This is a genomic window from Pseudomonas sp. TNT3 (genome assembly GCF_010095445.2).
GTDB lineage: Bacteria > Pseudomonadota > Gammaproteobacteria > Pseudomonadales > Pseudomonadaceae > Aquipseudomonas.
In genome coordinates, this window is sequence record NZ_WFGV02000008.1 from 59,961 (window position 1) to 76,789 (window position 16,829).

General features: G+C 59.0%; 14 protein-coding genes and 4 tRNA genes. 14 read left to right on the forward strand and 4 right to left on the reverse strand.

Features of this window, described 5'->3' with window-relative positions:
- The 12 genes from GBC55_RS07435 (at position 1) to GBC55_RS07490 (ending at position 12,842) form a co-directional block, all read left to right on the forward strand.
- The gene (locus GBC55_RS07435) at positions 1–1,212 is read left to right on the forward strand and encodes an O-succinylhomoserine sulfhydrylase (RefSeq protein ID WP_162437748.1); all 1,212 of its coding nucleotides are present in this window, start codon (positions 1–3) and stop codon (positions 1,210–1,212) included.
- Positions 1,209–1,985, forward strand: a complete 777-nt coding sequence (locus GBC55_RS07440; protein WP_162437747.1) for an SDR family oxidoreductase — start codon at positions 1,209–1,211, stop codon at positions 1,983–1,985. The genes GBC55_RS07435 and GBC55_RS07440 overlap by 4 nt, the downstream gene beginning before the upstream one ends.
- Positions 1,986–2,212: 227 nt before the next feature.
- A tRNA-Val gene (locus GBC55_RS07445) sits at positions 2,213–2,288 on the forward strand.
- Between the two features lie 55 nt (positions 2,289–2,343).
- Positions 2,344–2,420: transfer RNA gene (locus GBC55_RS07450), tRNA-Asp, on the forward strand.
- Between the two features lie 92 nt (positions 2,421–2,512).
- Positions 2,513–2,589 (forward strand) — tRNA-Asp (locus GBC55_RS07455).
- A 250-nt stretch (positions 2,590–2,839) separates the two neighbouring features.
- Complete coding sequence (locus GBC55_RS07460; protein WP_162437746.1) at positions 2,840–3,349, forward strand: sigma-70 family RNA polymerase sigma factor; 510 nt, start codon at positions 2,840–2,842, stop codon at positions 3,347–3,349.
- Positions 3,346–4,296: a FecR domain-containing protein gene (locus GBC55_RS07465; RefSeq protein WP_162437745.1), complete on the forward strand. Its 951-nt coding sequence runs from the start codon at positions 3,346–3,348 to the stop codon at positions 4,294–4,296. Before GBC55_RS07460 ends, GBC55_RS07465 begins: the two co-directional genes overlap by 4 nt.
- Positions 4,297–4,363: 67 nt before the next feature.
- Positions 4,364–6,787, forward strand: a complete 2,424-nt coding sequence (locus GBC55_RS07470) for a TonB-dependent receptor (RefSeq protein WP_162437744.1) — start codon at positions 4,364–4,366, stop codon at positions 6,785–6,787.
- A 480-nt stretch (positions 6,788–7,267) separates the two neighbouring features.
- A complete protein-coding gene (locus GBC55_RS07475; RefSeq protein ID WP_162437743.1) occupies positions 7,268–10,099 on the forward strand; it encodes a xanthine dehydrogenase family protein molybdopterin-binding subunit in 2,832 nt (943 codons plus the stop codon).
- Complete coding sequence (locus GBC55_RS07480; RefSeq protein WP_162437742.1) at positions 10,092–10,631, forward strand: (2Fe-2S)-binding protein; 540 nt, start codon at positions 10,092–10,094, stop codon at positions 10,629–10,631. Before GBC55_RS07475 ends, GBC55_RS07480 begins: the two co-directional genes overlap by 8 nt.
- A gap of 2 nt (positions 10,632–10,633) precedes the next feature.
- The gene (locus GBC55_RS07485; RefSeq protein WP_162437741.1) at positions 10,634–11,869 is read left to right on the forward strand and encodes a cytochrome c; all 1,236 of its coding nucleotides are present in this window, start codon (positions 10,634–10,636) and stop codon (positions 11,867–11,869) included.
- Position 11,870: 1 nt separating this feature from the next.
- Positions 11,871–12,842 (forward strand): XdhC family protein, encoded by a 972-nt coding sequence (locus GBC55_RS07490; RefSeq protein WP_162437740.1) that lies wholly within the window; start codon positions 11,871–11,873, stop codon positions 12,840–12,842.
- A 57-nt stretch (positions 12,843–12,899) separates the two neighbouring features.
- Here GBC55_RS07490 and GBC55_RS07495 read toward each other — a convergent pair whose 3' ends face one another.
- Positions 12,900–14,183: an FAD-binding oxidoreductase gene (locus GBC55_RS07495; RefSeq protein ID WP_162437739.1), complete on the reverse strand. Its 1,284-nt coding sequence runs from the start codon at positions 14,181–14,183 to the stop codon at positions 12,900–12,902.
- A 185-nt stretch (positions 14,184–14,368) separates the two neighbouring features.
- Between GBC55_RS07495 and GBC55_RS07500 the strand changes: the two genes are divergently transcribed.
- A tRNA-Val gene (locus tag GBC55_RS07500) sits at positions 14,369–14,445 on the forward strand.
- Between the two features lie 190 nt (positions 14,446–14,635).
- On the opposite strand, the gene GBC55_RS07505 is transcribed toward GBC55_RS07500, so the two are convergent.
- Entirely contained in the window at positions 14,636–15,016 is a 381-nt protein-coding gene (locus tag GBC55_RS07505; protein WP_162437738.1) for a hypothetical protein, read from the reverse strand.
- Between the two features lie 334 nt (positions 15,017–15,350).
- Here GBC55_RS07505 and GBC55_RS07510 point away from each other — a divergent pair, with 334 nt between their 5' ends.
- Positions 15,351–15,788 carry a GNAT family N-acetyltransferase gene (locus GBC55_RS07510; protein WP_162437737.1) on the forward strand — a complete coding sequence of 146 codons (438 nt, stop codon included), beginning with the start codon at positions 15,351–15,353 and terminating at the stop codon, positions 15,786–15,788.
- Between the two features lie 59 nt (positions 15,789–15,847).
- On the opposite strand, the gene GBC55_RS07515 is transcribed toward GBC55_RS07510, so the two are convergent.
- Both GBC55_RS07515 and GBC55_RS07520 read right to left on the reverse strand, forming a co-directional pair.
- Positions 15,848–16,426, reverse strand: coding sequence for a hypothetical protein (locus GBC55_RS07515; protein ID WP_162437736.1), 579 nt, complete (start codon positions 16,424–16,426; stop codon positions 15,848–15,850).
- A gap of 129 nt (positions 16,427–16,555) precedes the next feature.
- Positions 16,556–16,810, reverse strand: coding sequence for a hypothetical protein (locus tag GBC55_RS07520; protein ID WP_162437758.1), 255 nt, complete (start codon positions 16,808–16,810; stop codon positions 16,556–16,558).
- Positions 16,811–16,829: the final 19 nt, after the last annotated feature.

The following is a 16,829-nucleotide window of genomic DNA, read 5'->3' on the forward strand; positions in this document are numbered from 1 at the left end:
ATGAGTCAGGATTGGGATGCCGGTCGGCTGGACAGCGACCTCGACGGCGTAGCGTTCGATACCCTGGCCGTACGCGCCGGTCAGCACCGTACGCCAGAAGGCGAACACGGTGATCCGATGTTCTTTACTTCCAGTTACGTGTTCCGCACCGCTGCCGATGCCGCGGCACGCTTTGCCGGGGAAGTCCCGGGCAACGTTTACTCGCGCTACACCAATCCGACCGTGCGTGCGTTCGAAGAGCGTATTGCCGCGCTGGAAAGCGCCGAGCAGGCCGTCGCCACCGCAACCGGCATGGCTGCGATCATGGCGGTGGTGATGAGCTTGTGCAGCGCCGGCGACCATGTATTGGTGTCTCGCAGCGTGTTTGGCTCGACCATCAGCCTGTTCGAAAAGTACTTCAAGCGCTTCGGTATCGAAGTCGATTACGTTCCCTTGGCAGATTTGTCCGGTTGGGATGCGGCGATCAAGGCCAACACTAAACTGCTGTTCGTCGAGTCTCCCTCCAATCCGCTGGCCGAACTGGTGGACATCGCTGCGTTATCGGAAATCGCTCACGCCAAAGGCGCGATGCTGGTGGTCGACAACTGCTTCTGCACCCCGGCATTGCAGCAGCCATTGAAACTCGGCGCAGACATCGTCGTGCACTCGGCAACCAAGTTCATCGACGGCCAGGGTCGTTGCATGGGCGGTGTCGTGGCCGGACGCAGCGAGCAGATGAAGGAAGTGGTCGGCTTCCTGCGCACTGCAGGCCCAACCCTGAGTCCGTTCAACGCCTGGATCTTCCTCAAGGGTCTTGAAACCCTGAACCTGCGGATGAAGGCTCACTGCGCCAACGCCCAGCAACTGGCCGAGTGGCTGGAGCAGCAGGAAGGCATCGAGAAAGTCCATTACGCCGGCCTTAATAGTCATCCTCAGCACGAACTGGCCCAGCGCCAGCAGAAGGGCTTTGGCGCGGTCGTGAGTTTCGAAGTCAAGGGTGGCAAAGAGGGCGCCTGGCGCTTTATCGATGCGACCCGCCTGATATCCATCACGGCTAACCTCGGTGACACCAAGACCACCATCACTCACCCAAGCACCACCTCCCACGGTCGTCTGGCGCCGCAGGAGCGGGAAGCGGCGGGTATTCGTGACAGCCTGATCCGCATCGCGGTCGGCCTCGAAGACGTGACAGACCTGCAAGCCGATCTGGCGCGCGGTCTGGCTGCGCTGTGATCGAATTGTCGACGCCGGGTACTGGCACCAATGGCCGTGTCGCGATGGTCACGGGTGCTGCGCGGGGCATCGGTCTGGGGATATCGGCCTGGCTGGTCAGCGAAGGCTGGCAAGTCGTGCTGACCGACCTGGATCGGGTCCGCGGTTCGAAAGTGGCCAAGGTGCTGGGCGAAAACGCCTGGTTCATCGCCATGGACGTGTCCAACGAAGGTCAGGTGGCATTGGGTGTAGCCGAGGTGTTGGGACAGTTCGGCCGACTTGATGCGCTGGTGTGCAATGCGGCCATTGCCGATCCGCACAACATCACGCTGGAAAGCCTCGATCTGTCTTACTGGAATCGGGTGCTGGCGGTGAACCTCAGCGGGCCGATGCTGTTGGCAAAGCATTGCGCGCCTTACCTGCGAGCTCACAGCGGGGCTATCGTCAATCTGGCCTCGACCCGCGCCGGGCAGTCGGAACCTGACACTGAGGCGTACGCGGCGAGCAAGGGAGGGCTGTTGGCCCTGACTCATGCGCTGGCAATCAGCCTTGGGCCGGAGATTCGCGTTAATGCCGTCAGTCCGGGATGGATCGATACGCGTGATCCGTCTGCCCGTCGCGCCGAACCTCTTACCGATGCCGACCATGCCCAGCACCCGGCGGGCAGGGTAGGGACGGTCGAGGACGTGGCGGCGATGGTGGCATGGCTGCTGTCGCGCAATGCAGGGTTCGTCACGGGCCAGGAGTTCGTGGTGGATGGCGGGATGACCAAGAAGATGATTTACAGCGAGTGACAGGCTGAAGCATCGATGGTGGCTGTTCTTCTGTTATCGCGAGCAGGCTCACTCCCACAGGTGCAACGCAGACTATTGTGGGAGTGAGCCTGCTCGCGATGACGGTCTGGCCGTCACCACTGTCACCAGCCACCGACACGATTTTGTCTTTTTCAGAAAAACTTCAATCCTGCTATTGACTTAGGTTCGCTACCTGCGTAAATTTCGCGGCCTCGGAGATGCAAACCGGGTGATTAGCTCAGCTGGGAGAGCGTCTGCCTTACAAGCAGAATGTCGGCGGTTCGATCCCGTCATCACCCACCACTTCCGAGAGTCTTGCGAAAGCAAGATGGAAGCTTTTAAAAGCCTCCACCGACGCGCAGCGGTAGTTCAGTCGGTTAGAATACCGGCCTGTCACGCCGGGGGTCGCGGGTTCGAGTCCCGTCCGCTGCGCCATATTTCCGAAGCAGGTTTTACCTGGTTCGAGATTGATAAGCCTCGAAGCTTTCAGTCAGACGAGTTACTTGGACGCAAGTCCAAAGCGATACGCAGCGGTAGTTCAGTCGGTTAGAATACCGGCCTGTCACGCCGGGGGTCGCGGGTTCGAGTCCCGTCCGCTGCGCCATATCTGCTACAAGGCCCACTGAACGCCTTGGAGCTACGAAGAAAAGCCTCAGGCTGTCTTCGAGTCGATAGCAAAGACCCTGGTCGAAAGACCGGGGTTTTTTGTGTCTGCGATTCAGCGATTTCTCCCTCCCTATCCTCCCCGTCCAGCCTTTCTGCTCAACTGACACATAAAGCGCTTCCTTCGCACGGCTGACATTAATTAGAATCACTCTCATTAACGATAACTCGTTGGCACAGGGCTTCTTGAGATGAGTGATGCAGTAATGCCAGAGGAGCAATCTTTCAACGACCTCTACCGCGATCATCGTGGTTGGCTGGAAGGCTGGTTGAGGCGGCGCATGAGCAATGGCCATGATGCGGCGGACCTCAGCCAGGACACCTTCGTACGCTTACTCGCCAGCTCTCAGAGCATTGCTGATCTGCAAGAACCCCGTGCCTATCTGGCGACTGTCGGCAAGCGGCTCCTGACCAATTTCTACAAGCGTCGCAGCCTCGAACAGGCCTACCTCAATGCGCTGGCCTTCTTGCCGGAAGATTGTGTCCCATCTCCTGAACAGCGCTGGATCCTCCTGGAAACCCTGCAAGCCCTCGATGAATTGCTCGATGGACTGCCAAGACCGGTGCGCAGGGCGTTTCTGTGGAGTCAATTGGAAGGTTTGACGTATCAGGACATCGCCGAGCGCCTGGGCGTCTCGGAGCGCACGATCAAGCGCTACATGGCCCAGGCTTATGAACATTGCCTGCTGGTGATGCTGTGATCGGCTCAGCGCCGTCGGCTGAAGCCCGCCAGGCCGTACGGGCCGCTGCACAATGGCTGGCGCTTATGGAATCCGGTGCTGCCAATGAGCGGGATCGCGCCGAACTGCAGACCTGGCGAAACAGCCATTCCAGTCACGAGCAGGCCTGGCAGAAAGCCCAACTCCTGCGTCAGCGCTTTGCCGAACTGCCGTCAGCGCTGGCGATGGCCAGTCTCGATCGACCGCAGGAAAGCCGGCGTACCGTACTCAAGCGTGCCTTGGGGGCGGTGGCATTGGTGCCGGCTGCCTGGCTGATCAGTCGACAGTTACCACTGGATGTCTGGAGCGCGGACCTGCGAACCGCGACCGGAGAAGGCAAGACGGTCCGCTTGGCCGATGGCAGCTCGCTGCAACTGAACACCGCAAGCGCCGTCGACATCGATCTGACGAAGCGTTGGTTGAAACTCGTGGAGGGCGAGATAGCGCTGAGCGTTCCTGGTTCCTCGCCGCTGACCGTGCAGACCCACTTCGGGCAAGTCATCGTCAGTCAGGGTGAAGTGTGCGTTCGTCAGGGGCAGACGGGTTGCAAGGTGTCAGTCTTGAAAGGAGCGGTGCGATTGCAACCGTTGCGTGGACCGGACTTCTCGTTGCAAGCCGGCCGGCAAGTCAGTCTTCAAGCAGCGGGTGCGGGCGCTATTGAACCCTTTGACGTACTCGCGCCAGGTTGGCGTGAGGGTGTACTGATGGCGCAGAACCAACCCTTGGGTGATTTCTTGCGCGAGCTCAGCAGCTATCGTCCGGGCGTCTTGCGCTGGGAGCCATCGCTGGAATCCCTGCGCGTCACCGGCAGTTTTCGTCTGCAAGATACCGATCGAATCCTGGCGCTGCTGGCGGCCAGCCTTCCACTGGAGGTGCATTCGCGTACGCGTTATTGGGTAACGCTGCTGCCGCGCAAAAATAGTGTGTAAGGCGTGTCCCCTTTTTTCGTATCGATTGTCATTCAAGGCAAGTGAACGAACCAAGAGAACTTTTTCAATGCCTGCAGTGTTCCCGTCCAGTCCGCGTTTGGTCCCCGCCAGCCGTCGTCCGTTGTTGCACTTGAGCCTGTTGTTGAGTCTGAGTGCTTGTCCGTTGTTCATCACCGCCGGTTGGGCTGAAGACGCGTCTCGACGCAGTTATCAGGTGCCGGCAGGCAGTCTCAGTGCCGCGCTGACGCGTTTCGCCGGGTTGGCTGGCGTCAATCTGTCGGTGGACCCGACACTGGTGGGTGGTAGTAGCAGCCCCGGTCTTGCCGGCGAGTTCGCGGTGGAGGAGGGCTTCGCTCGACTGTTGCAGGGTTCCGGTCTACAACTGCAGCCGGTGGGCGAACAAGCGTACATCCTGACACCGGCGCCAGAAGGCAGCAGCCTGCAACTGGCGCCGACCTCGATTCTCGGTGCCACGGGCGGGGCGGATGGCGAGGTGTACGCTGGCGGCCAGGTTGCGCGACGCGGTTCGCAAGGGTTGCTGGGCTCGAAAGACTTCATGGAAACGCCGTTCAGCATGACCACCTACACCAGTGAGGTGATCGAAAACCAGCAGGCGCGTACCTTGGGCGACTTGATCGCTAACGATCCGTCGGTTCGCGCCACCAACCCGGCGGGTGGTCGTTACGAGCAATTCACCATTCGTGGGCTCAGCCTGTTCAACAGTGATGTTGCCTACAATGGCCTCTACGGTGTCTTGCCCACTTATACGATTGATATGGAGATGGCCGACCGCGTCGACATTCTCAAAGGTCCTACCCAGCTCATCAACGGAATCTCGCCTCGGGGCAGTGTGGGTGGCGGCATCAACGTGGTACCCAAGCGTGCAACCGACAAGCCGATCACTTCGTTCACCGGCAGTTACGCGTCCAACAACCAGCTCGGCGGCGCCGTGGATGTCGGTCGGCGCTTTGGTGAGGATGACAAGTTCGGCATCCGCTTCAATGGCGTGAAGCAGTCCGGCGATACCGAATGGGATCACCAGAGCGTCGATCGCGATATGGCGGTGCTGGGCCTGGATTTCCGTGGTGAACGCCTGCGGCTCTCAACGGATATCGGGCACACCGAACGTGACACCGATGCACCGCAGGAGCGCGTGCAGGTTGGCGCCAATGCCCAGGTTCCCCGTGCCAGCGATGTCCGCCACAACTATGCGCAGGCCTGGAGCAAGGCGCGCACCAAAGATACGTTCGGGACAGCGAACGGCGAATTCGACGTCAGCGATGCCGTCATGTTGTACGGCGGCGTGGGCGCGCGTAAAAGCAATCATGACTTTCTCCGTCATGCCGTCTCGGTCACTAACGATGCTGGGGACTTCAGCGTTCAACCTCGCGACTTCACCCGTGACGAAAATGTCCGGACGGCCACGGCAGGGGTACGCAACTGGTTTCATACCGGTCCGGTGAGCCATGAGGTCAATCTGGCTGCCAGCTACTTCTACATGGACTTTGAAAACGGCGGTGCCCGGTACGCCTCGGCTCCCAGCAACCTTTACGACCCGGTCGAAACACCGAAGCCTGGAACCCCGACGCGATTCGATTCAAAGGTGTACACCGAGAACCGTTTCAGCGGTGTCGCGTTGTCCGACACGCTGGGCTTCTTTGATGATCGGCTGCTGCTGACACTCGGCGCCCGCTGGCAGCGAGTGAAGGTCGACGACTGGTCGGATAACATCAAAGGCGACACCGCTTATGACGAGGAAAAGGTGTCGCCATCGGGGGGCATCTTGTTCAAGGCGACCGACAAGCTGTCGTTGTACGCCAACTACATGGAAGGCCTGAGCCAGGGCAAGATCGCGCCATCGACTTCGGTGAACGAGGACGAAATCTTCCCGCCGTTCATCAGCCGCCAGGTTGAGGTCGGCGCCAAGTATGACGCGGGCCCTTTTGCCGTGACCGCCGCAGTGTTCCGGATCAAGCAACCGGCCTACGAGACCAATGCCACGACTCGCGTCTTCGGTCCGAACGGCAAGCGTCAAAACGACGGTGTTGAAGTGAGCGTGTTTGGTGAGCCGCTAACAGGGTTCCGCCTGCTCGGCGGTGTCATGTACATCGACAGCGAGTTGACCAGCACCACCAATGGCACGTTTGATGGCAACCGGGCGCCTGCCACGCCGAAATACAACGTCAACCTTGGTGCCGAGTGGGATGTGCCGACCGTGCAGGGCCTGACCTTGACCAGTCGCGGCCTCTATTCCAGCTCGCAGTACCTGGATCAGTCCAACAACAAGGAAATCGACTCCTGGGAGCGTTTCGACGTGGGCGCACGTTATGCGTTCCGGGTCGACGAAAAGACCATCACCCTGCGTGGCAATATCGAGAACGTAGCCGACAAGCGCTACTGGAGTTCGGCGGGCGCATCGGATGACAGCGAGCCCGGTTTGACGCTATCGACCCCGCGTACTTACCTGCTGTCGGCGACTGTCGATTTCTGAGGCCAGCGTCACACCCGCTGCACGTGTGCAGCACTTGCAGCACTTGCAGCATTTGTAGCAGCTGTCGAGCCTGCGAGGCTGCGTTCGGCTGCGAAGCAGTCGTCAAATCAAACACCCCGGTTTCCCAGGGTTTAGCGACTGCTGCGCAGCCGAACGCAGCCTCGCAGGCTCGACAGCTGCTACAGGGAACGCGTGTCTTCTGAAATCCCTTGTTTTCATACATCCTGCTCAAGCCGCGCGTCAGCTGGAGCAGGGCTTTCTAACGTTAATGCGGTGCAACGCTGCCTTAATTTGATCTTTCAGTCAGTTTTTTGTAACTGGTTGTTTGCCGCGAGCGCATAAACCTTTAAAGTTAACCTTTCGGTCAGCTTTGCACTGTCAACACAGCCCTTTGCTTCGTCCAAAAAGGGTTCCTGCAAGACTCGAGATTTCCAGAACATAACCAGAAGGGCGGGCCTATAACCGCCCAGAGGATGATCCATGTCCAACCGTGATATATCCCGGCGTTCGTTCCTTCAGGGCGGGCTGGTGGCAGGTGTGAGCGTGACGCTTACACCGCTCAGCACCCAGGCGCTGGCTGCCTTGATGGAAAACAGCGTGACCGTGCCGTCCGAGCAATGGCTCGGCAACAACGGCAAGGCGCGCTCGCGTAACGATGCCTTGTCCAAAGTCTGCGGCAGCAAAGTTTTTGCCCGCGACATCCGTGCCAAGGACATGCCGGGCTGGCCTGAGCAGCAAGGGCACGCCATGCTGCTGAAAATCACCAAGGCCGACCGCCTGTACGCCGGTTACGACTTGTCGTGGCTCGGTGCTGACTTGCAGCCTGACCGCATTGTCACCGCCGAAGACCTGGAAAAGGACGGCATCGTCTTTCCGGAGGAGCACGCGCCGGATCCATTACTGCCCGTGGGCAAAGTGCCGATGTTCATCGGTCACCCGGTGGCGATCCTGATCTGGAATGATTTCGAGCGCTTCCGTCAGGCCAAAGCCAAACTCAAATTCAATGACAAAGCGATTCGTTATGGCGCCCAGGTGCCTTTCTACGAAGGCGATCCCTACGGCAGCTTCCGCTACGTACGCGTCGGCGGCGCGACCTCGGCGGACGAGGATGAATTCGCCAGCCTCAAGGATTCGATCCTGTTCCCGATGCTGAAAAACCGTCGCCCGGTGTGGAATTCCCAGCCGGACCTGCACGGTAACCTGACCGAACGGGGGCTGTTTTACGCCGACCGCATGAAGCAGCAAATCGACTCGCCGCCAGACAACTGGCTGGTGTTCGACGAGCGCTACAAAACCCCGTCGATCGAACCGGCCGCAATGGAGCCGGACAACGGCAACGGCTGGTACGATCCTGCGACCAAGACCCTGCATTTCGTCGTCGCCACCCAGTGCCCGCTGGAAGCCGCCACCGAGACCGCGAAGATGATCGCGCCGTCGCGTTTCGGCCTGGCCAACCTGAACATGCACCCTGGCTACACCGTCGGCTACGGCTCCAAAGATCACAACATCTTCGTCTACTACGCAGCCCTTGCTGCGTTGTACGGCGCCGGTGTGCCGGTGCGTCTGGCGAACGATCGCTACGAGCAGTTCCAGAGCGGCATCAAGCGTCACCCGTTCGACATCCGCTACCAGCTGGCGGTCGACAAGACTGATCACAGCTTCAAGATTTTTCGCGCCGAGATGAGTGTCGATGGCGGCGGACGAATCAACTACAGCCCTTCAGTGGCAGCGGTAGGCGCGACGGCGGCGCAGTCGATCTACTACATGCCACAGAACGATTTGCAGGTCACGGCCTACCATTCCCGCGCGGTTGAAGCGGGCTCGATGCGTGGTTATGGCACGCTGCAAAGCATGGCGTCCACCGAGATGATGGTCGACGAAATTGCCGGTCGTCTTGGCATCGACGCCATCGACCTGCGCAAGAAAAACGCCATGGTCTCGGGTATGAAAAACACCCAGGGCGCGGTGCCGGCGGGTGCGTTGCGCCTGCACGAGATTCTCGACAAGGCGGCCGTGCACGACGTCTGGAAAAGCCGCGATGCGATCAAGCAGCAGCGCGAGGCCCAGGACCCGGATCACTGGTACGGCGTCGGTTTCGCCATTTGCCAGAAAGACTTCGGCACCGGCTCCGAAGCGCCGATGGCCAGCATCGAATTCACCGCCGAAGGCCACGTGACCCTGCGCCACATCGGCATCGAAATCGGCACGGGCATGTCCACCTCGCAAGCCCTGGTGGTGGCGGATTTCATCGGCATCCCGGCCACTGAAGTGAAGACTGGCGAAACCGAATGGAAGGAGTTGCAGCTGATCACCGGCGGCAACCCCTACATCATGAGTCAGGCCGAACAGGACGGTTTCCTGCGCAATCCACGCTGGGTCGGCAAGCTGGCCTCGGCCTCGTCGGCGACCAACTCCGCCTATTACTTCAGCCACGCCACCCGTGAAGCGGCGCGTGTGCTGTTCAACCACGGCTTGTGGCCAGCGGCGCTACAGATCTGGGGCCAGGGCCCTTACGGCGGTCAGGCCAATCCTTATGTGGTGCGCCGCGAAGACGCCCATTGGGTCGACGGTAAACTCACCGCCAACGGCATGCAGCCACTGAGCTTTGAACAGTTGGCAAAACACGCCCATGAAAAAGGTCTGGTGACGGGTGCCACCGTGCACGGTTTCAACCGCTGGAGCTGGGCCGAGGCCGAGTTCAGCATCGACGGCGTGCGCGAGCGTCTGCCCCTCGATGGTCTGGCCGTGAAGTACGGCGACGGCGCGCCGAAGGCAAAACTGGCGCAGATGACCAGCAACGGTTTCCACCTGCTGGATCGCAAGAACGTCCATTACCCGGACACCCAGTTGAACAACGCCGCGGTGACGTACTACAGCCCGGTGGCGACGCTGGTGGAATTGAAAGTGAACAAGGGCTCCGCCGAAGTGCAAGTCCTCAACCATCACTCGTGGGTCGAGTGCGGTCGGGTGCTGGTGGAAGAACTGGTCAAGGGTCAGCTCGAGGGTGGGATCGCCATGGGCATCGGCCACGCGTTGCTGGAAGAAATGCCGCTGTACGAAGGCGGGCCGGGGGAGGGCGACTGGAACTTCAACCGTTACCGTTTGCCCATGGCGCGACACGTGGCTGTGTGGAACCAGACGGCCGAGATTTTGCCGCCGCTGTCGCCGAGCGACCCGTCCAAGGGCATCGCCGAGGTGGTGATGATCCCGGTGGTGGGCGCCATCGGTAACGCCGTGGCCCATGCCATCGGCAAACGTGTTCGCGACCTGCCTATCACTTCTGCACGCATCAAGGAGGCCCTCAATGGCTAACCGTCCGCTTCAACTGACCCTCAACGGTCAATCCGTCGGCCCGGTGGACATCCCTGATGACCTGCCGATGATCGACTACCTGCACGAATACAAGAACCTCACGGGCTCCCGACTGGGTTGCGGTCAGGGCATCTGTCACGCCTGCGTGGTGATTGTCGACAACCCGGACGGCACCAGCGAAGAAGTGCGCACCTGCATCACGGGTGCGCATTATTTCGAAGGCAAGAAAGTGCGGACCATCGAAGGTCACGCGACCCGCGATGAGCAGGGCAAAGTCACCGAACTGAACCCGATCCAGCAGCGCTTTGTGGATGAGTTCGCGTTCCAGTGCAGCTACTGCGCGCCAGGTTTTGTGAATGCCGCGACCGTATTGGTGGAGAAGCTTCAGCGTCAGCCAATCGTCAAGAGTCAGCTGGAACAGGTGATCGAGGACAGCCTCGGTCACCACGTCTGCCGCTGCACCGGCTACGTGCGCTATTACAGCGCCACGCGCAACGTGCTGACCGATCTTGGTCTGGTCAAGGAGGGTTAAGCATGAAGCATCTACTTTCCCGCCTGGCGTTGGCGGTCGGTCTGGCTGCACCGGTATTGCTGGTTCATGCGGATGATCAGGTCAAGCGCGGCGAATACCTCGCGCGCGCTGCCGACTGCATGGCGTGCCACACCGCACCAGGTGGTGCGCCGTATGCGGGCGGTCTGCCGATTGTCTCGCCGTTCGGCACGATCTACGGCACCAACATCACCCCGAGTAAAGAGCACGGTATCGGCCTGTACAGCGATGACGAATTCTTCGCTGCACTGACTGAAGGCAAGCGTCGCGATGGTGCCAACTTGTACCCGGCGATGCCCTATACCTCGTACCACCTGATGCCGCGTGAAGACTCTGACGCGATCCACGCGTATATGAAAACCATCGAGCCGATCGAGCGTGCGGCACCGGTCACCAGCTTGAGCTTTCCGTTCAACGTGCGCTTGGGTCTGATGGGCTGGAACATGCTCTATGGCAAGGACGTAAAACTGTTGCCCACCGAGGGCAAAAGCGAAGCGTTCAAGCGTGGCCAGTACATGGTCGACGTCCTCGGTCACTGTGGCGAATGCCACACGCCACGCGGCTTGCCCGGCGCGATGCAACAAGACAAGCGCATGACCGGTGGTCTGCTCAATGGCTATCTGGCACCGAGCCTGCTGGCCAACGACCTGGCGGCGCGCGGCTGGAATCACCAGGACTTGAGCTCGTTTCTCAAGCACGGGATGAGCGCCCAGGGCACGATGTTCAACGAGATGTTCCCGGTGTTCCACAACAGCACCCAAGGCCTCACGGACCCGGATCTGGCAGCGATGGCGACTTACCTGCTCGGCGATCAACCGCCGGCAGCGAAGGTGCTGACCGACGTGCCGTTGGACAAACTCAGCGCCAGCGCCCAGCGCGGTCGTCAGGAATACCTGAACGTCTGCGCCGGTTGCCATGCGGTAGAGGGCGAGGGCAAACCGCACATCGCGGTGGCCATGCGCGGCAATACCACCTTGCGCCTGGAAGATCCGCGCAACCTGTTGCGGGTGATCGAGGACGGGATTGGCGAGCAGCAGTTCGTCGGCTTCGAGCGCATGCAGCCGATGCCGGGCTTTGCCGACAAACTCAGTCAGGAACAGCTGGCCGATCTGCTCAACTACCTGCGTCAGGGTTGGGGTGGGCAAGCCGGTGATCTGGCCGTCAGTGACGTGCAGAAGCTGCAAGCGGATGCCCCTTCGGCCGAGCACAAGGCGCACTGATATGCAGCATCTCGATCTGCAAGTGGTGAGGCGGGCGCTTGAATGGTCGGCGGCCGGGCAGTGCGTGTGGCTGTGCACGGTGCTCGCCACCTATGGCTCGGCGCCTCGCGCGCCGGGCTCACTGCTGGCGGTGAACGCTGACGGGCAATGGATCGGTTCGTTGTCGGGCGGCTGTGTCGAGGAAGACTTTCTCGAACGGGTCGCCGAGGGCGCATTTTTTGAGCCGGTCAATGTGGTGCGTTATGGCGAAGGCGATGACCCGCGCTCCCGGGTCAGCTTGCCCTGTGGCGGGATACTTGACGTGCTGGTGGAGAGGCTTGAGCCGGAGTGTGAGGTTCAGGCCCATCTGCGCGAGCTTGAGTCGGCGTTGTTGGGTCAGCGGCGGCTTATCCGCGAGGTCGATCTGGTCAGCGGTGCGCGCAGTCTGTTTACCGATCGCGAGCAGGGTGTGCGCATCGAGCGTGAAGTCGATCGGGTTCGTGTGCGGATCGGGGCAGCTCAGCGATTGTTGCTGGCGGGTTACTCCAGCGTCGCTCAGGCGTGCGCGGAGTTTGCCGTCGGGCTGGGTTTCGAAGTGATTCTCTGCGATCCCCGGGACGAAGTGCTGGAAGGCGTGGTGCTCGACAACGTCGAAATACGCCGGCAACTGCCCTCGGTGTTTATTGCCGATGGCGGCTGCCACAGCGATACGGCGGTGGTGGCGCTGACCCACGACCCGCGTATCGATGATTTGGCGATGATGGAAGCGGTACGCACCGATGCGTTTTACATCGGCGTGATGGGATCAATGCAGACGTCGCAAAAGCGCTTTGAGCGGTTGCGGCGCATTGGTGGGCTGGGGGATGCCGAGCTGTCGCGAATTCATGCGCCGATCGGGCTGAACCTGGGCAGTAAAACCCCCGCTGAAATCGCTTTGGCGGTGCTCGCCGACATCCTGCGCATCCGCAGCGGGATTGCACGGGATCGGCTCTGACGACCTTCGCACCGGCGCTTGTGAAAGCGCCGGTTACATCAATGAGTGACAAGCCTGTCAGAAACCGAACTTATCCCGCAGCCCGTAATACCAGGCCCCTAGCGCAGCAAACGGTGTACGCAGCAATTGGCCGCCAGGGAACGGGTAGTGCGGCAGGTCCGCAAACGCATCAAAACGCTCGGCCTGACCGCGCAACGCTTCGGCCAGCACCTTGCCCGCGAGGTGCGTATAGGTCACGCCGTGGCCGCTGCAACCCTGGGAATAGTAGATGTTGTCACCCAACCGTCCCACCTGAGGCAGGCGCGACAGGGTGAGCAGGAAATTACCGGTCCATGCGTAATCAATCTTCACGTCCTTGAGTTGCGGGAATGCCTTGAGCATCTTCGGCCGAATGATTGCCTCGATGTTCGCCGGATCCCGCGCGCCATAGACCACGCCGCCACCGAAAATCAGGCGTTTGTCGCCCGTCAGACGGTAATAATCGAGCAGGTAATTGCAGTCTTCGACACAGTAATCCTGAGGCAGCAAGCTGCTCGCCAAAGCTTCGCCCAACGGTTCGGTCGTAATGACCTGGGTTCCGCAAGGCATCGATTTGGCCGCCAGTTCCGGCACCAGATTGCCGAGATAGGCGTTGCCCGCCACGATGATGAATTTGGCCCTAACCTTGCCTTGTGGCGTATGCACCACCGGATTCGCGCCACGCTCGATGCGTACCGCTGGCGACTGCTCATAAATCGTCCCGCCAAGTGACTCGACGGCGGCCGCTTCGCCCAGAGCCAGATTCAGCGGATGGATATGTCCACCACTCATGTCGAGCATGCCGCCGACATACTGATCGCAATCCACTGCTTCACGGATGCGTTTCTGATCCAGCAGCTCAAGTTGCGTGTGGCCGAAACGTTCCCATAAACGCTTCTGGGATTCCAGGTGACCCATCTGCTTGGCGGTGATGGCTGCAAACACGCCACCGTCTTTGAGGTCGCACTGGATATTATACGTGGCAACCCGCTCGCGAATGATCCGCCCGCCCTCGAACGCCATCTGACCCAGCAGTTGAGCCTGCTTGGGGCCGACTCTGCGTTCGATCACATCGATGTCGCGACTGTAACTGTTAACAATCTGACCACCGTTGCGGCCCGACGCCCCAAAACCCACCTTGGCGGCTTCCAGCACCGTGACCTTGAAACCGCTCTCGAGCAAAAACAGGGCAGAAGACAACCCGGTGTAGCCGGCGCCAATCACACAGACGTCAGTCTCTACATCGTTCTGCAATGCCGGACGCGGAGGAACCGCATTCGCCGATGCGGCGTAATAGGACTGTGGGTAGGGGGTGTTCGCCATCCTGCTGCCTCTGTGTTTAATATATTTTACGAGCGCTTCGATCCTACCCGAGTAAAAAATCGAGCGCCAGCCGCCGTAAAATCTTCTTCACGACCGCGAAATTAAATATTTTGCATATTCATAGGGTTAGCTCGAAAAAAGGTGTTGACACCCTTTCGGAATTCCGTAGAATGCCGCCTCACAGCAGGCACGTAGCTCAGTTGGTTAGAGCACCACCTTGACATGGTGGGGGTCGTTGGTTCGAGTCCAATCGCGCCTACCAAACAAAATCCGCTCTGCTGGGCGGTCTAGAAGGGCTCACCGAAAGGTGGGCCCTTTTTTGTTGCCTGCGATTCGCATAACTGTTGCAAAACCTCAGTCAAGACGCCAGTGCGGCGCCTTTCTCCACCAAAGGGCGGGCGCATTGATGGTAACTGGTACCAAAGGGCCCGCTGAATGACGTGTGAAAAGCCCTACGACGCGCTAGGTGGCTGAGCGGTATCGCTGACGTTCATCCCTGGTTCAAGTTCGCACGCTTTTACGCGGGCGGTGTCGATCAGCGAAGAGTAGTAACTGTCAGATCGTGTTGTCCTCGCCAGTTCGGCCAAGGCGCCCTCAGGCGAACTGAAAAATCCAGTCTGACGAAAATCCTGGCTTGCACAGTCGAACTGAAAGGCGCGATAGGACGTGAATTCTGGACCGCTTCTTTTCACCACTACATTGCGGACAGGCGAGTCGCCCATCACTCTGTCGATGGAGTATGCGGCGTAGTAATCGTCTGCGGCAGAAAGGGTATTGGCGGAATAAGTAACGGCGGCGAGCAGAAGCGTGGCAAAGACTGCTGATGATTTCATTGCGCTCTTCCCTGACGAGGTTTTCCAAGCTGAGACTGGTCAGCGGCTGCATTGTAGAGCTGAAATATGACGAAACGGAATCGGTAAATGAGAAGAAATATCAGCTTATGAGTGTCGGCCGCCGAACGGTCATCATGGTCGCGTCACGCCTTGCTGATCTCCTCGGTTAGCTAGTCCGGGTTAACATTTCAAGTATCAGGTAAGCCCACCACAGCCAGGCAGTCTGAGTTAAAGGCGATCCGTCAGGCTTTCCGTCAGCCTCCCTCGCTGAGCGGGGACATGGGAGGCATCGCAATTAAATCAAATTCGGGCTCATTTACCGGGAGGTGCAATCATGAATCTGCAAATCAGACAGGCGGTTTTGAGCGATATCGAATGGTTGGTTCGTCTGGATCCTTTAGCGGCAGAAGAAAGCGGCCGCCGGTCGTACATCGAAAAGGCAGTCGCGCAGTGCGAATGCCTGGTTGCATGTGAAAGAACCGAACCTGATGTTCCGATTGGTTACGGGTGCCTGGAGAAATGCTTTTTTGGGGAATGGTTCATACCCCTGGTAGTTGTCTCCAGCGTTCACCGACGTTCTGGGGTGGCCACGCAAATCATCACTCACTTGGAGCATGGCGCATCTGCTAAAAAAATCTTCACTTCTACCAACCTGTCGAATGTAGCCATGCAGCAATTGTTGGTGCGGATTGGATATGAATCCAGCGGCACGATAGAGAACCTGGACCCAGGGGACCCAGAGCTAATCTTTGTGAAGTTTTTCGACAGTTAAACGTGGTGTTTCTCTTGTTGAATTGAGCCTGCGTTTTCAAATGAAGCCTATTTGCCCACCTACGTTAGCTCAAGTCGCTCTAACGCATAATCCTTACCGGCCAAGGTAAGCATAAAGATGGTGGAGCCAAACGTGCCCCGCGTCACATCCCGCTTCACAAGGCGTTTGACTTCGAGTTGCTTAAGACCAGATTCAACTTCCAGCGCGCTGAGTGAAACGAGTTTGCAAACCGAGTCAAAATTTGCAATTTTCCTGAAGTTTGCGTGATAAGCCAACGCTTCCATCAATATCGTCTCGTTGTCTGTCAGCTGGGGAAACTGAGGGTTGTTCTTTTTGTAAACTCTTCGCTCTATTTCATGTAATTCACCGTCCGCAGGTTCAGTCGTGCGGGTGTAGTAAATTGCCACGGACAGAAAAACGATCAAAGGCGCGATCATCAGCAGCAACCAGTTCGGCACTGGCGTTTCCAGCGTAAGCCAATCCCAGGCAACTGACAGCCATTCCTCGGTATCTGTAAACAATTTCAAGTCGAAGTGAGTATCGAGCAGCTTTGTGACAATCCAAGCGACAAACAAGCCTCCAGCCGAGTAGGCCGTAGCCTTAAAAGCAAGAGGGGATCGCATGCCTGCTGCTGCCATGCTGTTCGTCTCTGGTGTGGAGAGTTGGCACTATCAGCATAGCAGTGGAAGAGAGGCCCTCAAGCCATTGCACAGTCGGTGCGGATGATTTTTTCGTCGAGCCTCTGCCTATGTTGCCTCGTCGTCTAATTACTCAGCTTTGCTTCGCACTATCCTTCCTGCCTTCACCTCATCCGCGTAGAGGCTGATGATTGCTTGCTGATCCTTCAATAATGCCGAGATCTTGCTGAGTGTTATGGCTTCCTCAGGCGATTTGCCTCGGCCTGCCATGTTGCTCAACTCTGTCGCGGACCAGCCGATGATCGCGGTCGCATCTTCAAGGTCATAAAACAGCTCTTGTTGGGCTGTTCTTGGGCCGTCGAGCCCTTGTATTAGATCTGCCAACTGTTTGTCCGTCCGTTCG

Excerpts from the sequence above, each read along its gene's own strand:
- GBC55_RS07515 (WP_162437736.1), bottom strand. The coding sequence starts at position 16,426 with ATGGCAGCAGCAGGCATGCGATCCCCTCTTGCTTTTAAGGCTACGGCC.
- GBC55_RS07480 (WP_162437742.1), top strand. The coding sequence starts at position 10,092 with ATGGCTAACCGTCCGCTTCAACTGACCCTCAACGGTCAATCCGTCGGC.
- GBC55_RS07485 (WP_162437741.1), top strand. The coding sequence starts at position 10,634 with ATGAAGCATCTACTTTCCCGCCTGGCGTTGGCGGTCGGTCTGGCTGCA.
- GBC55_RS07475 (WP_162437743.1), top strand. The coding sequence starts at position 7,268 with ATGTCCAACCGTGATATATCCCGGCGTTCGTTCCTTCAGGGCGGGCTG.
- GBC55_RS07495 (WP_162437739.1), bottom strand. The coding sequence starts at position 14,183 with ATGGCGAACACCCCCTACCCACAGTCCTATTACGCCGCATCGGCGAAT.
- GBC55_RS07490 (WP_162437740.1), top strand. The coding sequence starts at position 11,871 with ATGCAGCATCTCGATCTGCAAGTGGTGAGGCGGGCGCTTGAATGGTCG.
- GBC55_RS07510 (WP_162437737.1), top strand. The coding sequence starts at position 15,351 with ATGAATCTGCAAATCAGACAGGCGGTTTTGAGCGATATCGAATGGTTG.
- GBC55_RS07505 (WP_162437738.1), bottom strand. The coding sequence starts at position 15,016 with ATGAAATCATCAGCAGTCTTTGCCACGCTTCTGCTCGCCGCCGTTACT.
- GBC55_RS07470 (WP_162437744.1), top strand. The coding sequence starts at position 4,364 with ATGCCTGCAGTGTTCCCGTCCAGTCCGCGTTTGGTCCCCGCCAGCCGT.
- GBC55_RS07435 (WP_162437748.1), top strand. The coding sequence starts at position 1 with ATGAGTCAGGATTGGGATGCCGGTCGGCTGGACAGCGACCTCGACGGC.
- GBC55_RS07460 (WP_162437746.1), top strand. The coding sequence starts at position 2,840 with ATGAGTGATGCAGTAATGCCAGAGGAGCAATCTTTCAACGACCTCTAC.